The 17,491-nt window shown below is 61.9% G+C and carries 16 protein-coding genes; 2 read left to right on the plus strand and 14 right to left on the minus strand.

The genetic code is table 11. The features are described from left to right. Positions 1–153: 153 nt before the first annotated feature. Positions 154–363: a cold-shock protein gene (locus AC07OV_RS05455; RefSeq protein ID WP_002554837.1), complete on the minus strand. Its 210-nt coding sequence runs from the start codon at positions 361–363 to the stop codon at positions 154–156. Positions 364–753: 390 nt separating this feature from the next. On the opposite strand from AC07OV_RS05455, the gene dcd reads away from it, so the two are divergent. Continuing rightward, a complete protein-coding gene (gene dcd, locus AC07OV_RS05460) occupies positions 754–1,320 on the plus strand; it encodes a dCTP deaminase (RefSeq protein WP_016973172.1) in 567 nt (188 codons plus the stop codon). A gap of 107 nt (positions 1,321–1,427) precedes the next feature. Beyond that, on the plus strand, positions 1,428–1,628 hold the full coding sequence (locus AC07OV_RS05465) for a hypothetical protein (RefSeq protein ID WP_176994712.1): 201 nt from the start codon (positions 1,428–1,430) through the stop codon (positions 1,626–1,628). Positions 1,629–1,658: 30 nt separating this feature from the next. Here the strand turns inward: AC07OV_RS05465 and pdeM are convergent, their stop codons facing one another. From pdeM to AC07OV_RS05530, 13 genes are all read right to left on the minus strand, one after another. Then, positions 1,659–2,309, minus strand: coding sequence for a ligase-associated DNA damage response endonuclease PdeM (gene pdeM / locus AC07OV_RS05470; protein ID WP_176994713.1), 651 nt, complete (start codon positions 2,307–2,309; stop codon positions 1,659–1,661). Continuing rightward, entirely contained in the window at positions 2,309–4,789 is a 2,481-nt protein-coding gene (locus AC07OV_RS05475) for a ligase-associated DNA damage response DEXH box helicase (protein ID WP_495091738.1), read from the minus strand. Before AC07OV_RS05475 ends, pdeM begins: the two co-directional genes overlap by 1 nt. 57 nt (positions 4,790–4,846) lie before the next feature. Continuing rightward, entirely contained in the window at positions 4,847–5,611 is a 765-nt protein-coding gene (locus tag AC07OV_RS05480) for an ABC transporter ATP-binding protein (protein WP_012722621.1), read from the minus strand. Between the two features lie 13 nt (positions 5,612–5,624). Further along, positions 5,625–6,743 (minus strand): succinylglutamate desuccinylase/aspartoacylase family protein, encoded by a 1,119-nt coding sequence (locus AC07OV_RS05485; protein ID WP_495091739.1) that lies wholly within the window; start codon positions 6,741–6,743, stop codon positions 5,625–5,627. A 9-nt stretch (positions 6,744–6,752) separates the two neighbouring features. Beyond that, complete coding sequence (locus AC07OV_RS05490) at positions 6,753–7,463, minus strand: ABC transporter permease (protein ID WP_176994715.1); 711 nt, start codon at positions 7,461–7,463, stop codon at positions 6,753–6,755. Continuing rightward, positions 7,460–8,188: an ABC transporter permease gene (locus AC07OV_RS05495; protein WP_176994716.1), complete on the minus strand. Its 729-nt coding sequence runs from the start codon at positions 8,186–8,188 to the stop codon at positions 7,460–7,462. Before AC07OV_RS05495 ends, AC07OV_RS05490 begins: the two co-directional genes overlap by 4 nt. 59 nt (positions 8,189–8,247) lie before the next feature. Beyond that, entirely contained in the window at positions 8,248–9,027 is a 780-nt protein-coding gene (locus tag AC07OV_RS05500; RefSeq protein WP_176994717.1) for a transporter substrate-binding domain-containing protein, read from the minus strand. Between the two features lie 328 nt (positions 9,028–9,355). Further along, a complete protein-coding gene (locus tag AC07OV_RS05505) occupies positions 9,356–10,990 on the minus strand; it encodes an ATP-dependent DNA ligase (protein ID WP_495091740.1) in 1,635 nt (544 codons plus the stop codon). Then, complete coding sequence (locus tag AC07OV_RS05510) at positions 10,987–11,991, minus strand: ligase-associated DNA damage response exonuclease (protein WP_495091741.1); 1,005 nt, start codon at positions 11,989–11,991, stop codon at positions 10,987–10,989. The genes AC07OV_RS05505 and AC07OV_RS05510 overlap by 4 nt, the downstream gene beginning before the upstream one ends. 166 nt (positions 11,992–12,157) lie before the next feature. Next, entirely contained in the window at positions 12,158–14,599 is a 2,442-nt protein-coding gene (locus AC07OV_RS05515) for a penicillin acylase family protein (RefSeq protein ID WP_495091742.1), read from the minus strand. Between the two features lie 203 nt (positions 14,600–14,802). Beyond that, positions 14,803–15,447 carry a glutathione S-transferase N-terminal domain-containing protein gene (locus AC07OV_RS05520; protein WP_494999014.1) on the minus strand — a complete coding sequence of 215 codons (645 nt, stop codon included), beginning with the start codon at positions 15,445–15,447 and terminating at the stop codon, positions 14,803–14,805. 105 nt (positions 15,448–15,552) lie between these two features. Continuing rightward, entirely contained in the window at positions 15,553–16,338 is a 786-nt protein-coding gene (locus AC07OV_RS05525) for an ABC transporter ATP-binding protein (RefSeq protein WP_176994722.1), read from the minus strand. Beyond that, complete coding sequence (locus AC07OV_RS05530; RefSeq protein ID WP_495091743.1) at positions 16,335–17,393, minus strand: FecCD family ABC transporter permease; 1,059 nt, start codon at positions 17,391–17,393, stop codon at positions 16,335–16,337. Before AC07OV_RS05530 ends, AC07OV_RS05525 begins: the two co-directional genes overlap by 4 nt. Positions 17,394–17,491 lie beyond the last annotated feature (98 nt).

A 17,491-nucleotide genomic window follows, 5' to 3' on the forward strand; every position in this document is an offset into this window, starting at 1 on the left:
CCCTTGTAGGAGCCCGGCTTGCCGGCGATGGCGGCTTTGAGATCGCTATCGCCAGCAAGCCGGGCTCCTAAGAGGGAAGGTGTAGCACCGAATGGCAGGCATAAAAAAACCCCGCTTTTAAGGGCGGGGTCTTTTCGACTAAGTCAGTACAAGTTAGATAACTTGAACTTCTTCAGCTTGCATGCCTTTCTGACCGCGGGTAGCGATGAAAGAAACCTGTTGGCCTTCTTTCAGGCTTTTGAAGCCGTCGGATTGGATAGCTTTGAAGTGAACGAACAGGTCGTCACCGGATTGTGGAGTGATGAAGCCGAAGCCTTTTTCATCGTTGAACCACTTAACGGTACCAGTTTGGCGATTAGACATGGTGTATCTCCTTGGACAAAGTTAACTGCGACTCAGGAAAAGCCCTGGCCGAGACTGAGTGCAAAGAGCAGGAAAAATTCTTGGAGATGGTTGGATCGAAATTCAACATATCGTGTAGAGATTCTCAGTGACACAAGCAGCACAGTGGCGCCACCTTAACCCTTTTTCCGGGACGTGCCAATGATATTTCCGAAGGTTTCTCTATTTTCGTGACTGGCGGTGGTATTTACGGTCACCGGCCGCCTGCAACGCAGGTCCCGGCCCCGCTGGCCGCGGCTTACAGCAGCCTGTGCATTCGTCAAGAAAAGCCCCATGGCCTTTGAACCCCGGGGCCGGCCCCGGTAAGATGCCCCACAGAATTTTTCCACCTCGCTATTCAGGACACCCGCCATGAGCATCAAATCGGACAAGTGGATTCGCCGCATGGCGCAAGAGCACGGCATGATCGAGCCCTTCGTAGAGCGCCAGATGCGCGGTGAAGGCGCCGAACGCCTGATTTCGTACGGGGTTTCCAGCTACGGCTACGACGTGCGTTGCGCCGATGAGTTCAAGGTGTTCACCAACATCAACTCGGCGACCGTCGATCCGAAAAACTTCGACGAAAAGAGCTTCGTCGACATCAAGAGCGACGTGTGCATCATCCCGCCCAACTCCTTCGCCCTGGCACGCACCGTGGAGTTCTTCCGTATCCCCCGCGACGTGCTGACCATTTGCCTGGGTAAAAGCACCTACGCGCGTTGCGGCATCATCGTCAACGTGACACCGCTTGAGCCTGAGTGGGAAGGGCACGTGACCCTGGAGTTCTCCAACACCACCACGCTGCCGGCGAAGATCTACGCCAACGAAGGCGTGGCACAGATGCTGTTCCTGCAGTCCGACGAGGCCTGTGAAGTGTCCTATAAAGACCGTGGCGGTAAGTACCAGGGCCAGCGCGGCGTTACTCTCCCACGCGCTTGATCGAAAGGTCTTACACGCAAAGGGAATTTGTCTGCGGGAAGTGACTCTATTGGGTGTACTGCCTCGGCGCGTGCAAAACGCGCCGAGCCACGCTTGAGGAGTACTTTATGAAGCTCGACCCGCGAATAAGCGCCGAACTCGCCCGGCTTGAACCCAACCAGATTGGCGTTCTGGCCTGGTCCCTGATGGCTGACCCAGCGTTTGCGGGCGGCATTCCCGGCCAGCCCGATGAAGACTGGCCACAGCAGCCCACCGAGCCCGGTGAGCCCACCCTTCCTGATGAGCCGCCACCCGCACCTGTCGCCTGATTGAGGTGTGCAGCAGACATGGCCGGTTCTTCAGCGTACCGGCCATACCTCTGCATCGCCGATCACGAATACCTGCTGATCGTCGTTCGATTCCACTGAATAACCGCCCGTAAAGGCACCAAACGCTGGCAGCAAGCTCACGCGTTTGCCGATCTGAAAGCACGGCAGGCGCAAGCTCTGCCGGCCTTTACCGCGCAAGCGATACACCGGGTGCACATGCCCCGCCAGCACGTGGTGGCTGAGATGGGCCTGAGGTTCATGCTGCAGGGCAAATGGTCCCATCAGCAACGGCTCTGCAACCACCTCGATGTTCAAATCGATGGGCGGGTCGCCAGCACGTTTGTCGTGATTACCGCGCACCAGCACCAGGGACAGCGAGGCGTTTTGCGCTCGCCACGCCCTCAACGCGCCCAGGGTGCCCGATGCATGGGAGCCCGGACCGTGCAGGAAGTCGCCGAGAAAAATTACCTGCTCGCACGCAAAAGCCGCCAGAAGCCGATCCAGCACCGCCAGGTTTTCCGTGGTGGTGCCTTGGGGCACCGGCTGCCCCAGGCGGCGATAGGCTGAGGCCTTGCCAAAGTGCACGTCTGCGATCAGCAGGCAGCGGCGAGCGGGCCAATAAACCGCCTTGTCTGCCAGCAGCCACAGTTCTTCACCCTCAAGCATGACTGAACAGGCCATCAACGCTTCCCGTTGTCCGCGACTTTTTCAAGGTCCCTGACCATCCGTGCGATGCGTTCCGAGAGTTTTTCCGAACTCATGCTTTCGCGCATCCGCTCCACCAGCAGTGGGAAGGCCAGGGGCGTGGGACGTTCGATCAGATGCATGTCCAATTTCAGTGTCGACAGGTGACGTAACGTCTGTTCCAGCCGGCGAATATCCAATTCATCACGCAAGACTTCTTCCCCCGCCTGGGCCAGCAGCAGGTTCTGCGGGTCATATTGCTTGAACACCTCAAAGAACAACCCGCTGGAAGCCTGTACCTGCCTCGTACTTTTCGGCGCGCCGGGGTAGCCGGCGAATACCAGCCCGGCAATGCGTGCTATCTCGCGAAAGCGCCGCAGGGCCAGTTCTCCCGCGTTCAGGCTGGCAACGACGTCTTCCAACAGCGTGTCGGGGCTCAACAACGCCTCGTTCAGCAAGGTCGGCCATTGCACTTCGGTGGCGCTCAATAATTCCATCCCGTAATCGTTGACCGCGATCGAGAAAGTGACTGCTTGATCACGGCTGACCCGCCACGCCAACAGGCTCGCCAGCCCCAGGTGCACCTGCCGACCGGCGAAGGGGTAGAGAAACAGGTGCCACCCCTCACGAGACTTCAGGGCCTCGGCCAATAAATGCTTGCGTGTCGGTAGCCCGGACCAGCGCAACTGTGTTTGCAACAAGGGTTGCACTGCCTGCATTTCCGGGCCATCGAAGTGCCCGTGTGCAGCAGCGTCAAAGCGTTCCACCACCGCCTGCGCCAACTCATTGGAAAGCGGCATTCGCCCGCCATTCCAGCGCGGCACGGCGGCCTTTTTCGCAGTGCTGCGCTTTACGTACGCGGTCATGTTTTCCACCCGCACCAATTCCAAGAGGCGCCCGCCGAACAGAAAGCCATCCCCCGGTTTTAGCCGTGCAATAAAGCCCTCCTCGACACTCCCCAGGTTCTTGCCGCCGCCGCCCTTGCTCCAGAACTTCAGGTGGATACTGGCATCGCTGACAATCGTGCCCACGCTCATGCGATGCCGACGTGCCAGGCGTGCATCCGGGACGCGCCAGATGCCGTGCTCATCCGGCTCGACGCGGCGGTAATCCGGGTAGGCCGTCAGCGACAGGCCTCCATGGCGCACAAACCCCAGGGCCCAGGCCCAATCGGCGTCGGTGAGATCGCGATACGCCCAGGCGCCGCGAACTTCAGCCAAAAGTGCATCCGGCGTAAAACCGCCTCCCAAAGCCATACTCACCAGATGTTGTACGAGTACGTCCAACGGCTTGTGGGGGGATTCCCGGGCTTCGATATGCCGCCGGGCAATGGCGTCCTGGGCCGCGGCGGCCTCCACCAACTCCAGGCTATGGGTCGGCACCAGCGTCACCCGCGAGGGGCGCCCCGGCGCATGCCCCGAACGCCCGGCGCGTTGCATCAGGCGCGCCACGCCCTTGGCCGAGCCAATTTGCAGCACCCGCTCCACCGGTAGGAAATCCACCCCCAGGTCCAGGCTGGAGGTGCACACCACGGCCTTGAGCTGGCCTTCTTTCAATGCCCGTTCGACCCAGTCGCGGGTTTCCCGGGACAGCGAACCGTGATGCAACGCGATCAGCCCTGCCCAATCTGGCCGCGCCTCCAGCAGCGCTTGATACCAGATCTCCGATTGCGCACGGGTGTTGGTAAACACCAGGCAACTGGTGCTGGCGTCCACCTCGGCGACCACTTGCGGCAGCATCTTCAAACCCAGATGTCCGGCCCACGGAAAACGCTCGGTCACTGGGGGCACCAGGGTATCGACGATTAACTGCTTGGCGGTTTGCCCCTGCACATTGATTCCGTTGCCTTGCGGGACCAATACCTCAAAGGCGTGGGACTGATTACCCAAGGTTGCCGAGATCCCCCACACCATCAGCTCAGGGTGCCAGCGCCGCATCCTGGCCAACGCCAGTTGCAGTTGCACGCCGCGCTTATTCCCGATCAGTTCGTGCCATTCATCCACGATGACCATGCGCAGGTGCCCAAGGCTCGCCTCGCTGTCGGCCCGTGCGAGCATCAGCGTCAGGCTTTCCGGGGTGGTGACCAGTGCGGTGGGCTGGCGGCGGGTCTGGCGCGCGCGCTCGCTGCTGCTGGTGTCGCCGGTACGCAGGCCGACGCTCCACGGAATCTGCAGCGCCTGCAATGGCGCCTCAAGGGCGCGCGCGGTGTCGGCGGCCAGCGCACGCATCGGCGTGATCCACAGCACAGTCAAAGGCTCGGCAGGCGGTTTACGCTTTGCGGTGACAGGCGGGCGAATGATGGCGAAACGATTGAGGGCCGCAAACCACAGCGCGTAGGTTTTACCCGCGCCGGTGCTGGCATGCAGCAAACCGGACTGACCGTCCTTCACCGCTGCCCACACGGCTTTCTGGAAGGCGAACGGTTTCCAGCCTTTGGCGGCAAACCATTTTTTGGCGAAGTCGACGGGTTTTGCCATTCGGCGGCTGACGCTCTGGAGGCTCTCTTTCAAAGACCCTCCAGGCGCAGCAAAGGTTTACTTCAAGTTACCGCTCAAGAACTGTTGCAGGCGCTCGCTCTTCGGATTGCCCAATACATCCTCAGGCGCGCCTTGTTCCTCAACCAGGCCCTTGTGCAAGAACAGCACCTGGCTCGACACCTTGCGCGCAAAGCTCATCTCGTGGGTCACCATGATCATGGTGCGGCCTTCCTCGGCCAGGCCCTGGATGACCTTCAACACTTCACCCACCAGTTCCGGGTCAAGGGCCGAGGTGGGTTCGTCGAACAGCATCACCTCCGGTTCCATGGCCAGCGCGCGGGCGATGGCCACCCGTTGCTGCTGGCCACCGGACAGGAATGCCGGGTACTGGTCGGCCACGCGTGCCGGCAGGCCCACCTTGTCGAGGTAACGGCGGGCGCGGTCTTCGGCGTCCTTCTTGCTGCAGCCCAGCACCCGGCGCGGGGCCATGGTGATGTTTTCCAGCACGCTCATGTGGCTCCACAGGTTGAAGTGTTGAAACACCATCGCCAGGCGCGTGCGCAGGCGTTGCAGTTCGGCATCGTCGGCCACGCGCATGCCGTGGCGGTCGCTGACCATTCGGATCGGCTGGCCGTCGAGGGTCATCGCGCCGTCATTGGGGGTTTCCAGGAAGTTGATGCAGCGCAAAAAAGTGCTTTTGCCCGAGCCGCTGGCGCCGATCAGGCTGATGACGTCACCGGTCTTGGCTTTGAGTGAGACACCTTTGAGCACTTCATTGTCGCCATAGCTTTTATGCAGGCCTTCAACGGTCAATTTGTACATGGGGCGTGCATCCTCAAGGCGAAAGTAGGTAGCCGCTGCGGTAGGCCTCGCTGCCAGCGACATGGCTGATGACCATCCCGGCAGTGGCCATGCGCCGTAGCGAACGGGCGTAAAGCAGGCCGGCCTTCTGGCAGTGCACAGGCGTTACGCGGTCAGTAATGGGGTCGATGATTTCGGCGATCAGTTGCCCGGCTTCCAGGTATTCGCCGGGCAGGGCGCTGAACACCAGCAAACCGCCGACAGGCGTGGCCACCGGTTCCACCCCCGCCAACGGCGTGGCCGGGTAGGGCAGGTCGGGCAGTGGCGCCACGTCACCGGCAATCGCGCCGAAGTGGATCAGGTAGTCGATGATCGCCTGGCAGTCGAGGGCGGCCAGGCCGTGATTGACGTCACCTTGGCCGCGCAGCTCGACGGTCACCGAAAAGCTGCCCATGGGGATTGGGAACCGCCCGTCGAAGCGTTGCTGCAGTTGCCACCACACCAGGGTGAAACACTCATCGAAGGACTGCCCGCCCGAATCGGTGGCGAGCAGGTTGGCTTCCGAGCCGATATAGCGCGCCAGCGGTTCCACCTGCGGCCAGGCTTCAGGCGTGGTGTACAGGTGTGCCACGGCTTCGAAATCACAATGCAGGTCCAGCACCATGTCGGCATCGCAGGCCAGGCGTTGCAACACCAGGCGTTGGGAATGCAGCTGGGTGTCGGCGGTGTGTGCTGCCAAGGCAGTGGACAGCGCGGCGCGGATCAGGTCGACGTTGTGCTGGGGATCGTCCCCCAGCAGGTCCTCGACCCTGTTGCCGACTTCGTCGCTGAGGTCCACGAACCAGCGGTTGAAGTTCTGCCCGCTTTCCAACTCGTAGCGGCCCAGCGGAATATCCATCAGCACCTGTTCCAGGCCCACCGGGTTGGCGACGGGCACCAGCACGATTTCACTGCGCAGGCGCCCGGCGGCGGCCAACTCGGCCAGGCGTACTTTCAAGTGCCAGGCCACCAGCATGCCCGGCAGTTCATCGGCGTGCAGCGACGATTGGATGTAGACCTTGCCAGCGGCTGCTTCCGGGCCGAAGTGGAAACTGTGAATCTGCCGCGCCGTACCTGGCACCGGCGCGATCAGATCATGTACCTGATGACGCATGAAGACTCCTTAGTGGCTCGGCCCGAGGAAGGCCAGCCAACGGCGCTCCGCCAGGCGAAACAGACCGACCAGGGCAAAGGTCACGGTCAGGTAGATCAGCGCAGCGATGCCGAATGATTGAAAGGTCATGTACGTGGCCGAGTTGGCGTCCCGGGCCACTTTGAGAATGTCGGGCACGGTCGCGGTAAAGGCCACGGTGGTTGAGTGAAGCATCAGGATCACTTCGTTGCTGTAGTAGGGCAACGAACGGCGTAACGCCGAGGGCATGATCACGTAGGCATACAGCTTCCAGCCGGTCAGGCCATAGGCCTTGGCCGCCTCGACTTCGCCATGAGCCATGCTGCGAATCGCACCCGCGAAGATCTCGGTGGTGTAGGCGCACGTGTTGAGGGCAAAGGCCAGGATGGTGCAGTTCATCGCATCGCGAAAGAACGCGTCCAGCACCGGTTGCGCACGCACTGCTGCGATGCTGTAGATGCCGGTGTAGCAGATCAGCAACTGGATATAGAGCGGCGTGCCGCGAAACAGGTAGGTGTAGAACTGCACCGGCCAGCGGATGTAGCGCTTGCGCGAAACCCGGGCGATGGAGAGCGGGATCGACACCACGAAACCGATGACCAATGCCGCGCTGAGCAGCCACAGGGTCATGGCCAGCCCGGTGATGTGCTGGCCGTCGCTATACAGGAAAGGCCGCCAGTATTGCTGGATAAGTTCGATCATCGCACGGCCTCCCGGGCCCCAGCGGAGTAACGGCGTTCAAGCCAGCGCAGCACGACGTTGGATGCGCTGGTGATCAGCAGGTAGATCAAGGCGGCGAGCACCAGGAAATAGAACAGTTGATAGGTGCTTTTGCCCGCATCCTGGGCGGCCTTTACCAGGTCTGCCAGGCCGATGATCGACACCAGCGCCGTGGCCTTGAGCATCACGCACCAGTTGTTGTTAATGCCGGGCAGGGCAAAGCGCATCATCTGCGGGAAGGTTACGAAGCGAAACCGCTGGCCACGGGTGAGCCCGTAGGCGGTCGCCGCTTCAAGCTGGCCACGGGGCACCGCGAGGATCGCGCCGCGAAAGGTCTCGGTGAAATAGGCACCGTAGATAAAGCCCAGGGTAATGACCCCGGCGCTGAATGGGTCGATCTCGATGTACTCCCATTCCATGAAGTCGGTGAGGCCGGTCAGCCAGATCTGCAGGCTGTAGAAAATCAGCAGCATCAGCACCAGGTCGGGTATGCCGCGAATCAGGGTGGTGTAGATCTGCGCCGGAACGCGCAACAGGGCGACGCTGGAGAGTTTGGCGCTGGCGCCGAGCAGGCCCAGCAAGACGCTGACGGCCAGGGAGGCGACCGACAACTTCACGGTCATCCACGTACCTTGCAGCAACAGTGGGCCGAACCCTTTCAAGCTGAAGGCACTCAGCCCCAGGGTTTGTAAAAGATCTTCAAACATGAATTCAGGACCTATGGCGATAAAAAAGCGCCCACCTGAAACAGGTGGGCGCCGGGGTGTTATTTACCGCTGTACAGGTTCAGGTCGCCGAAGTGTTTCTTCTGGATGGTGGCGTAGGTGCCATCATCGTGTAACGCTTTGATACCTTTATCGAGCAACGCCTTGAGCTCTTTGTTACCTTTTTTGATACCGACCGCAGTTTTGGACGGCAGCAATGGGTCGTCGATGGCCTTGCTGACTTCGTAGTCAGCACCGGCTGGCGACTTCAGGAAACCCAGCTCGGCTTGCAACATGTCCTGCACGGAAGCGTCCAGTCGGCCCGAAGTCAGGTCGGCGTACACCTGGTCCTGGTTGGCGTAGGCCTTGGTGGTCACACCGGCTTTGTCCAGCACGGCCTTGGCGTAGGCTTCCTGGATGGTGCCTTGCTCGTAGCCCACGGATTTGCCCTTGAGGGACTCAGGCGTGGAGTAGTTCGCGCCTTTTTTGAACACCAGGGACGTCGGGCCGGAGAACAGCTCGCTGGAGAAGTCGATCGCCTTTTCACGGGCTTCGGTCACGGTCATCGAGGAGATCACGCCGTCGAACTTGTTGGCGTTGAGGCCCGGAATCATGCCGTCGAAGTCACTTTCAACCCACTTGCACTTGACCTTCAGCTCGGCGCAGATCGCATTGCCCAGGTCGATATCGAAGCCCACCAGGCTGCCATCAGCGGCCTTGGACTCGAACGGCGCGTAGGACGGATCGACACCAAAACGCAATTCCTTGTATTCCTTGGCTGTCGCAACACCTGCAGCCATGCACAGAGCCAGTGCAGAAAGGGTCAGCAATGCTTTTTTCATTATGTAATCCCTGGAAACCAAGATAAGCGCTTGTGGCGCGTTTAGGACTGTTACTGAACGGTGTCAGACGGATCTCAAGTAGCAATTTCTGCACCATAGTTCCGAATGAGCGTTTTAAAAGGTGAGACGAGGGCGTTTTGAGTGTAGGAGATGCCCGAAAATGGGCATTGGTTTTTCAGTGCACTATTTTGGATCCTGGCATTGATCAAAATGTGGGAGCTGGCTTGCCTGCGATAGCGATGGGTCAGCTACATCTCTCTGTCTGATCCACCGCTATCGCGGGCAAGCCCGGCTCCCACATTGATTTGCAGTGTTTGCCAGGGAGATGTCAGGTCAGGAGGTCTTGGAGGGTGGCGAGGTTGTCCGCCTCTTCCACCTGCTTATCCTGCCGCCACCGCAACATCCGCGGGAAACGCACGGCGATTCCACTTTTATGCCGCTTGGACAGGGCAATCCCCTCAAACCCCAGCTCAAACACCATACTCGGCGTCACGCTGCTGACCGGGCCGAACTTCTCCACCGTGGTCTTGCGCACAATCGCGTCGACCTTGCGCATCTCTTCGTCGGTGAGCCCTGAATACGCTTTGGCGAACGGCACCAACGTGCGCTCGCTGCCGGGCGGGCCGTCCCACACGGCAAAGGTATAGTCGCTGTACAGGCTGGCGCGCCGGCCGTGGCCGCGCTGGGCATAGATCAACACGGCGTCGACGCTGAACGGGTCGACCTTCCATTTCCACCACACGCCCATGTCCTTGGTGCGACCCACACCGTAGAGGCCGTCGCGTGCCTTGAGCATCATGCCTTCCACCCCAAGCTGGCGAGAGGCTTCGCGCTGCTGCGCAAGGTCCTGCCAAGTGGCGCCCGTCAGCAACGGTGATGGAATCAACACAGGCTGGTTGCACAAGCTGATCACCTGTTCGAGTTGGGCGCGGCGCTCGGCCTGGGTGTGGTTGCGCCAGTCGTCGCCCTGATATTCCAACAGGTCGTAGGCGAGGACCACGACGGGCGCCTCGTCGAGTACCTTTTTGCTCAGAGTCTTGCGACCAATGCGCTGTTGCAGCAGGGCAAAGGGTTGCACCGCGTCCTTCCACACCACAATTTCACCGTCGATCACCGTGCCATCCGGCAAACCACTCACCAGGCTGTGCAGCTCAGGAAAACGCTCGGTAACCAGTTCTTCGCCGCGAGACCAGACCCACAAGCGCCCCTCACGCTTGACCAGTTGCGCGCGAATGCCATCCCACTTCCATTCCACCTGCCAGTCGGCGGGCGAACCGAGCTGGGCGTCGAATTGTTCCAGCGGTTGCGACAAACCATGGGCGAGAAAAAACGGATAGGGCTGCCCGCCTCTTTGCGCGTGCTCGTCCGAAGATTCAGCCGCGATCAGCTTGAGGTAACCCTCTGCAGTCGGGCGGTTGGACAAGTCGGTGTAGCCCACCAGCCGCTGGGCCACGCGTTTGCTGTCCAGGTCGGCCATGGCGGCGAGTGCTCGGGTGACAAGCAATTTGGACACGCCCACCCGGAAACTGCCGGTGATCAACTTGATGCACACCATCAGGCTGGGTTGATCCAGTTGTGCCCATAACGCGGGCAGGCGTTCGGTCAAGTCCCCGGGTGGCAAGCCTCTCAAGGGCAGGAGTTTTTCTTCCAGCCACACCGCCAGGCCGTCTTCAGAGGTATAGGGCGATTCTGGCAACAGCAGCGAAATGGTTTCGGCCAGGTCACCCACGGACTGGTAGCTTTCTTCAAACAACCAAGGCTCGATGCCTGACGCTGCAGTGGCCATGTCCCGCAGCAGGCGCGTGGGCACCAGTTGCCGGGGCCGTCCGCCAGACAGGAAGTACACCGCCCATGCCGCATCGGCGGGCGGCGCGTGCGAGAAGTAGGTTTGCAAGGCCGCCAGCTTGGCGTTGCTGGAGGTGGTGGCGTCGAGGTTGGCGTACAGCTCGGCGAAGGCCTTCATGCCGTGGCCTCTTCTTCGTCATCGCCGTATTCGGTGGTGAAACCCTGGGCATCCAGGCCTTTTTCCCGCAGGTGGCGCACCAGTACGCCGACAGAACCGTGGGTGACCATCACGCGCTCGGCGCCGGTCTGTTCGATGGCCCACAACAGGCCCGGCCAATCGGCGTGGTCTGAAAGCACAAAACCGCGGTCCACACCGCGCCGCCGCCGTGTGCCACGCAGGCGCATCCAGCCGCTGGCAAAGGCGTCGCTGTAATCGCCGAAGCGCTTGATCCAGCTGCTGCCACCGGCTGAGGGCGGGGCGATGATCAGGGCCTGGCGCAGCAGCGGGTCGGTCTTCTTGAAATCACCGGCGTAGAGGGTTTCGGGGATATACACCCCGGCTTCGCGGTACACCCGATTCAGCGGTTCGACCGCGCCATGGCTGAGGATCGGGCCGATGCTGGCGTCGATGCCATGCAGGATGCGCTGGGCTTTGCCGAAGGAATAACAGAACAACACGCTGGCCTTGCCGGCCGCGATATTCGCCTGCCACCAGTCGTTGATCCCGGCGAAGATGTGCGCTTGAGGCTGCCAGCGGTAGATCGGCAGGCCAAAGGTCGACTCGGTAATAAAGGTGTGGCAGCGCACCGGCTCAAACGGCGCGCAGGTGCCATCGGGCTCGACCTTGTAGTCGCCGGACGCTACCCACACTTCGCCCCTGTATTCCAGGCGCACCTGGGCTGAACCGAGCACGTGGCCTGCGGGGTGAAAGCTCAAGGTCACGCCGTGGTGCACCAGCGGTTCGCCGTAGACCAGGGTTTGCAGGTTGATGTCCTGCCCCAGACGTGAACGCAGGATGCCTTCGCCCGGCGCAGCGGCCAGGTAGTGTTGATTGCCGGTGCGGGCGTGATCGCCGTGGGCGTGGGTGATGACCGAGCGTTCGACGGGTCGCCAGGGGTCGATGTAGAAATCACCGACGGGGCAGTAGAGGCCTTCGGGGCGGGCGATGACAAGGTCCATGGGCGTGCCGGGGCAATGGGCTTATCAGTTAGGAGGCAAACCCGTCGCAACAAGTTCGATCTGATTCAACGCCCCTGTAGGAGCCGGCTTGCCGGCGATGGCGTCGGTGAGGGCCCATCGCCGGCAAGCCGGCTCCTACAGGTTTGGTTGTGGCCGTGAGGCCGGATTACTTGCCGGGTGTGAGGGTCAACCGGGTTTTGCCGTAGGCCTTGTCGAAGTTCTGCGGCTGCATCGGGAAGCTCAGGTATTGCGCCTTCAGCGACGGGTCGATGCCATTGGCATAGTTCGGGCTGGCCGGGTTGCCGGACTGGCCGATGCCGCCCTGGCCCATCATCGGTTCGGCTTGGCCGAAGTCGACGATCATGCGCAGCGCCGGCACTTGGGTGGTGTTGAAGTTTTGGCCCCAGCTGTACGGCGCCGGGTTCAAGGTGTTGTGGTCGCCACCACTGGCCAGCGGGCCACGGATCACCTGGCCGTTGATGTTTTTCCAGGTGGTGCTGTGCAGTTTGCCCCACTGCCAGGCCTTGTGATCGCCGCCCAGTTGGCTGTCGCCTGCGGTGATCGCTGCGGCCAGGCTGCGCGCCAGGATCGCCGGCTTGTCTTCTTTTTGCGGCGTGCGCGTGTCATCCCAGAACGGGCTGTCTTCGCGGCCGAGCAAATGGTCGGCGGTGGCGGAGTAAGACAGGCCGGCATTGCTGACAAACGCCTTCCAGGTCGCGCTGTTTTCCGGGCCGAGCTTGTCTAGGAAGATCTGCTTGGCGCTTTCCTGCAGGAACAGCTCGTAGATCGCCGCGTCTGCGGAGGTGGACACCAGGCGGCCGTCGAAGGCCATCAGGCGGCCCAGGGCTTCGCGGGCCTTGGCTTGCTCGGCTGCTGGCAAGGCGTCGATCGCCTGTTTCAGTGGTTGCGCCATGCCCGGTGCCTGGAACATGGTCTTGAGCTTGGCGGCGAACGTGGTGGTCTGGTCGTACTGCATGGCGATCATGCTGCGGCTGTCATGCTTGCCAGCGTTGGCCAGTTGCGCGAGGCGCTCGCTGCGCTCCGGCGCGTCCCACGAGTTGGACAGTTGCATGCCGTAGCCGCGCGGCGCCGTGCGCTGGTTGGCGGTACCGATCCAGCCCTGGGGCGGGTCCTGGTCATACGGGTGCAACATCGCGTCGGCGTAACCGTCCCAATCAAAGCGCGCATCCCAGCCCGGCGAGGGCAGCAAGCCTTCGCCTTCGCGGCGGTTGGGGAAGCGGCCGGTGACTTGCCAGCCGATGTTGCTGGCGTCTGCGAAGATCATGTTCAGGGCGATGGCGCGGATCTCCCGGGTCGCGTCCGAGGCCTTGCCGGCATTTTGCGCGCGGGACAGGTCGAAGAACGCATCCAGGCTCTTGTCGTCCTTGAAGTCGGCGGTTTGCAGGGCCAGGCCGAAACCGGTGGTCAGCGCCTGGCTGCTGTTAAGCAGGGCGCCATGGCGGGTTTCGTACACCACTTCGCGGATCGAACGTTGGCCTTTGATAAAGAAGGTCTCGTTACGCACACCGGCCGGCAGCCATTTGCCGTTGTTCTCGTAGTACAGCCCGTTGCCCTGGCGTTTGACCTTTTCGAGGAACAGGTCCTGGGTATCGCCCTTGACCGCGCTCATGCTCCACGCCACTTTGCCGTTGAAGCCGGACAACAGGGTTGGCAAGCCGGCAATCGAGGCGCCGACGGCCTGGTATTTCGGGGCACGGATCTGCACGTAGTTCCACGGCGATGGCGCTTGCGGCTGGGCCGCGAGGTCACCGGCCAGCAGGCTCTTGCCGCTGCGGCTGCGTTGCGGGCCGACGGCCCAGTTGTTCGACGTGGTCACGGCCAGCGCGTTGAGGCTGTTGAGCTGCTGGCCAACCGCTTCCAGTCCGGCCAACCCGGTGATCTGGCCGAGGTTCACGCCCTTGAGCTTGTCGGCTTCAGCCTGCGGGATTTGTTCATCCGGCGCGCTCGGGGTGAGCCAGGCGAGCTTGTCGGCCCCGACTTTCTGCGCCAGTACCAGGGACGACAGCTCCTCCTGCAGGTTGCTCGACTCGCTGAAATTCAGCAGGCAGAACAGCAGCGCCGAATCTTCCGGCTTCCAGTACTCGGGCTTGTAGCCGGTCTGGGCCAGGTCTGGCGGCAGCTTGTCGCGGTAGCGGAACAGGTAGGCATTGACGCCACGCGCATACACTTCGAAGAAGCGCTTGAGGCGCGGGCTGGAGGCGTTATACAGCTCGCCGGCGCTTTTCTTCAGGTTGACGGCGCGCATGAAACGGTCGACGTCCAGCACTTCCGGCCCGGACATTTCCGCCAGGCGGCCCTGGGCCAGCAGGCGCAGGGTGACCATCTGGGTGATGCGGTCGCTGGCGTGCACATAACCGAGGCTGAACAGTGCGTCGTGGAAGGTGTTGCTTTCGATCAGCGGCATGCCCTGGGCATTGCGGCGTACCGAGACGTTCTGCGCGAGGCCCTTGATCGGCTGTACGCCGGCGGCAGGGAGCAGGGTGTCCTGGGTGCTCTGGAGCTGGCAACCGGCCAGGCTTAATGCACTGGCCACTGCCGCGGCAACGCCGAACCGGGGAAGAAAATGTGAGAGGGCTGGCGAGGCCATGGCAAAGCTCCTGCGGGGGTAGCGTCAGTAAAGGCGCTACGTTAGTGAGCGCGGCGAAACGACGCAAGCGGGAGGCGATGCTTATTTTGCGGATTACACACCTGTAGGAGCCAGCTTGCCGGCGATGAGGCCGTCAGCCACAGCAGGGATGGCGGCAGGTCTAACGCCATCGCCGGCAAGCCGGCTCCTACAGAGTGGTGGGGTCAGGCTTTGGGTGGGTTGACCTTCTGCACCAGTTCATAAGCCCGAACCGTCGCTGGCCGCTCCTTGATGCTGTTGAACCAGCGGTGCAGATGGGGGAAGTCTTCCAAGCGTTGGCTCTGCCACTTGTGGGAAACGATCCACGGGTAGATCGCCATGTCGGCAATGCTGTAGTCCTCGCCCGCCACGAAGGGACGATCCGCCAGGCGGCGGTCGAGCACGCCGTACAAACGGGCAGTTTCGTCTACATAGCGTTTGATCGCGTAAGGAATCTTCTCAGGCGCGAACTGGCTGAAATGGTGGTTCTGCCCGGCCATTGGCCCCAACCCGCCCATTTGCCAGAACAACCATTGCAGGGTTTCCTGGCGACCGCGCAGGTCTTTGGGAATGAACTGGCCGGTTTTTTCCGCGAGGTACAGCAGGATGGCGCCGGACTCGAACAGCGAAATCGGCGCGCCTCCGTCGATCGGGTGTTGATCGACGATGGCCGGGATGCGGTTGTTGGGAGCGATCTTCAGGAAATCGGGTTTGAACTGGTCGCCCTGGCCGATATTGATCGGGTGCACCTTATAGGGCAGGCCGGCTTCTTCCAGGAACAGCGATACTTTGTGACCGTTGGGGGTAGTCCAGTAATACAGGTCGATCATGAAGCTCTCCAAAGGTGGTGATGCTTGAGCGAATGCCTGTAGGTATAGGTAATGTTCCACCGACGAAAATTCAATGAAACATTTGTGCATACCCTTAGAAGCGAATCACACAGCACCGTCCACCAGCACCTGCAACGACTGCTGCGAACAGCGCTCGATGCGCACCTGCACGCGGTACACCTCGGCAAACATCAGCGGGTCGAGCACCGCATCCGCCGTGCCGCTGGCGTACAAGCGCCCTTGGCGCAGCACCGCAATACGGTCGGCAAAACGCGCGGCGAGGTTGATGTCGTGCAGCACCACCACGGCGATCAAGTTGTGCTCACGCACCAGTGAACGCACGCACTCCATCACCTTCAATTGGTAGTTGAGGTCCAGGGCGCTGGTGGGTTCGTCGAGCAACATCACCTGGGGGCGACGCGCGATCAGTTGGGCGAGGCTGACCAATTGGCGCTGGCCACCGGACAACGTGCTTAACAATTGATCGGCCAAATGCGTGATACCGATGCGCTGCAACGCCTCAAAGGCTTCGCGCAGGCAGGCGGCATTGGACAAGGGAACGCCGTCGGTATTGGCCACGCGCAAGGCGGCAATCACGCTTTCCATCACGCTCAGGCTCAGGCCGGGCGGCAAGTTCTGCGGCATGTAGGTGACGCGCCGTGCGCGCTCGGCCACCGACATGGCTGACAGGTCAAGGTCGCCCAATCGTACAACGCCCTGCATTTTTTCCAGCCCGGCCACGGCGCGCAGCAAGGTGGATTTGCCGGCGCCGTTGGGCCCGATCAAGGCGGTCAGGCTGCCGTGGGGCAGGGTGGGCAGGTTCAGGTCGTGCACGATCTGCCGGCGCCCGTAACTCACATTGGCGTTGTGTACCGATAACCCTGCACTCATAACTGCCTCCCACGCTTGAACACCAGCACCACGAAAATCGGCACGCCCACCAAGGCCGTGACAATGCCCACCGGCACGATCACCCCGGGCATGATCAGCTTGCTGGCGATGGACGACAGCGACAGCAGCAACGCGCCGGTCAGGGCGCTGGCCGGAAGGAGGAAGCGTTGGTCTTCGCCCACCAGGATCCGCGCGATATGCGGACCCACCAGGCCGATAAAACCGATGGTGCCTACGAACGCCACGGCGGTCGCCGACAGCAGGCTGATACGCAGCAGCGAGAAAAACCGCAGGCGCTTTACGTCGACCCCAAAGCTTTGTGCGCGGTCTTCGCCCATGCGCAGCAGCGTGAGGCGCGGTGCGGCAGTGAAGGAAAACGGCATGACCACGGCAACCACCAAGGCCAGAATGCCGAGCTTGTCCCAGTTGGCCCGGGTCACGCTGCCCAGGGTCCAGAACACCAGCTGTTGCAGCACATCTTCGGTGGCGACCAGCTGCAGCAGGGCCACCACCGCGTTGCAACTGAACACCAGAGCGATACCAAACAGCACGAGGCTTTCAACCCCGGCACCGCGCAGGCGCGACATGGCTTGCAGCAAAAACACCGAGGCGGCAGCGAAGATAAACGCCGAGATAGAGATGGCGGTATTGGCCGAGACCCACACGGTGGTCACCGGAAACACAATCACCAGAGACGCGCCCAACGCCGCTGCCGAGGACACGCCCAGGGTAAAGGGGCTGGCCAACGGGTTATTCAAGATGGCCTGCATCTCGGCCCCGGCCAGCGACAACGCGCAACCGACCAGCACCGCCATCAAGGCGTAGGGCAGGCGCACGTTCCAGATGATCACCTGGTTGGTGGCGCTCAGGTGGGAGGGGTGCAAAATGCCGTCGAGCAGCGCCAGCAGGCCCATGCCCGACGGGCCGCTGGCCAGGTCCACGAGGATGGCGCAGACCAGCGCGGCGCCCAGTAGCGCCAGCAGCCAGGCACGCCGCGCCAGCAGGCGGCGGTAGCCCTGGGTGGCGCTGGCGAGGTCGAGGGTTTGAGTGGTCATGATGTTCACAGCGCTCAGAGACAACACAAAACCCTGTAGGAGCCCGGGGGGGGGGGGGGGGGGGGGGGGGGGGGGGGGGGGGGGGGGGGGGGGGGGGG

It is taken from the genome of Pseudomonas sp. GW821-FHT09A09, from assembly GCF_059418405.1.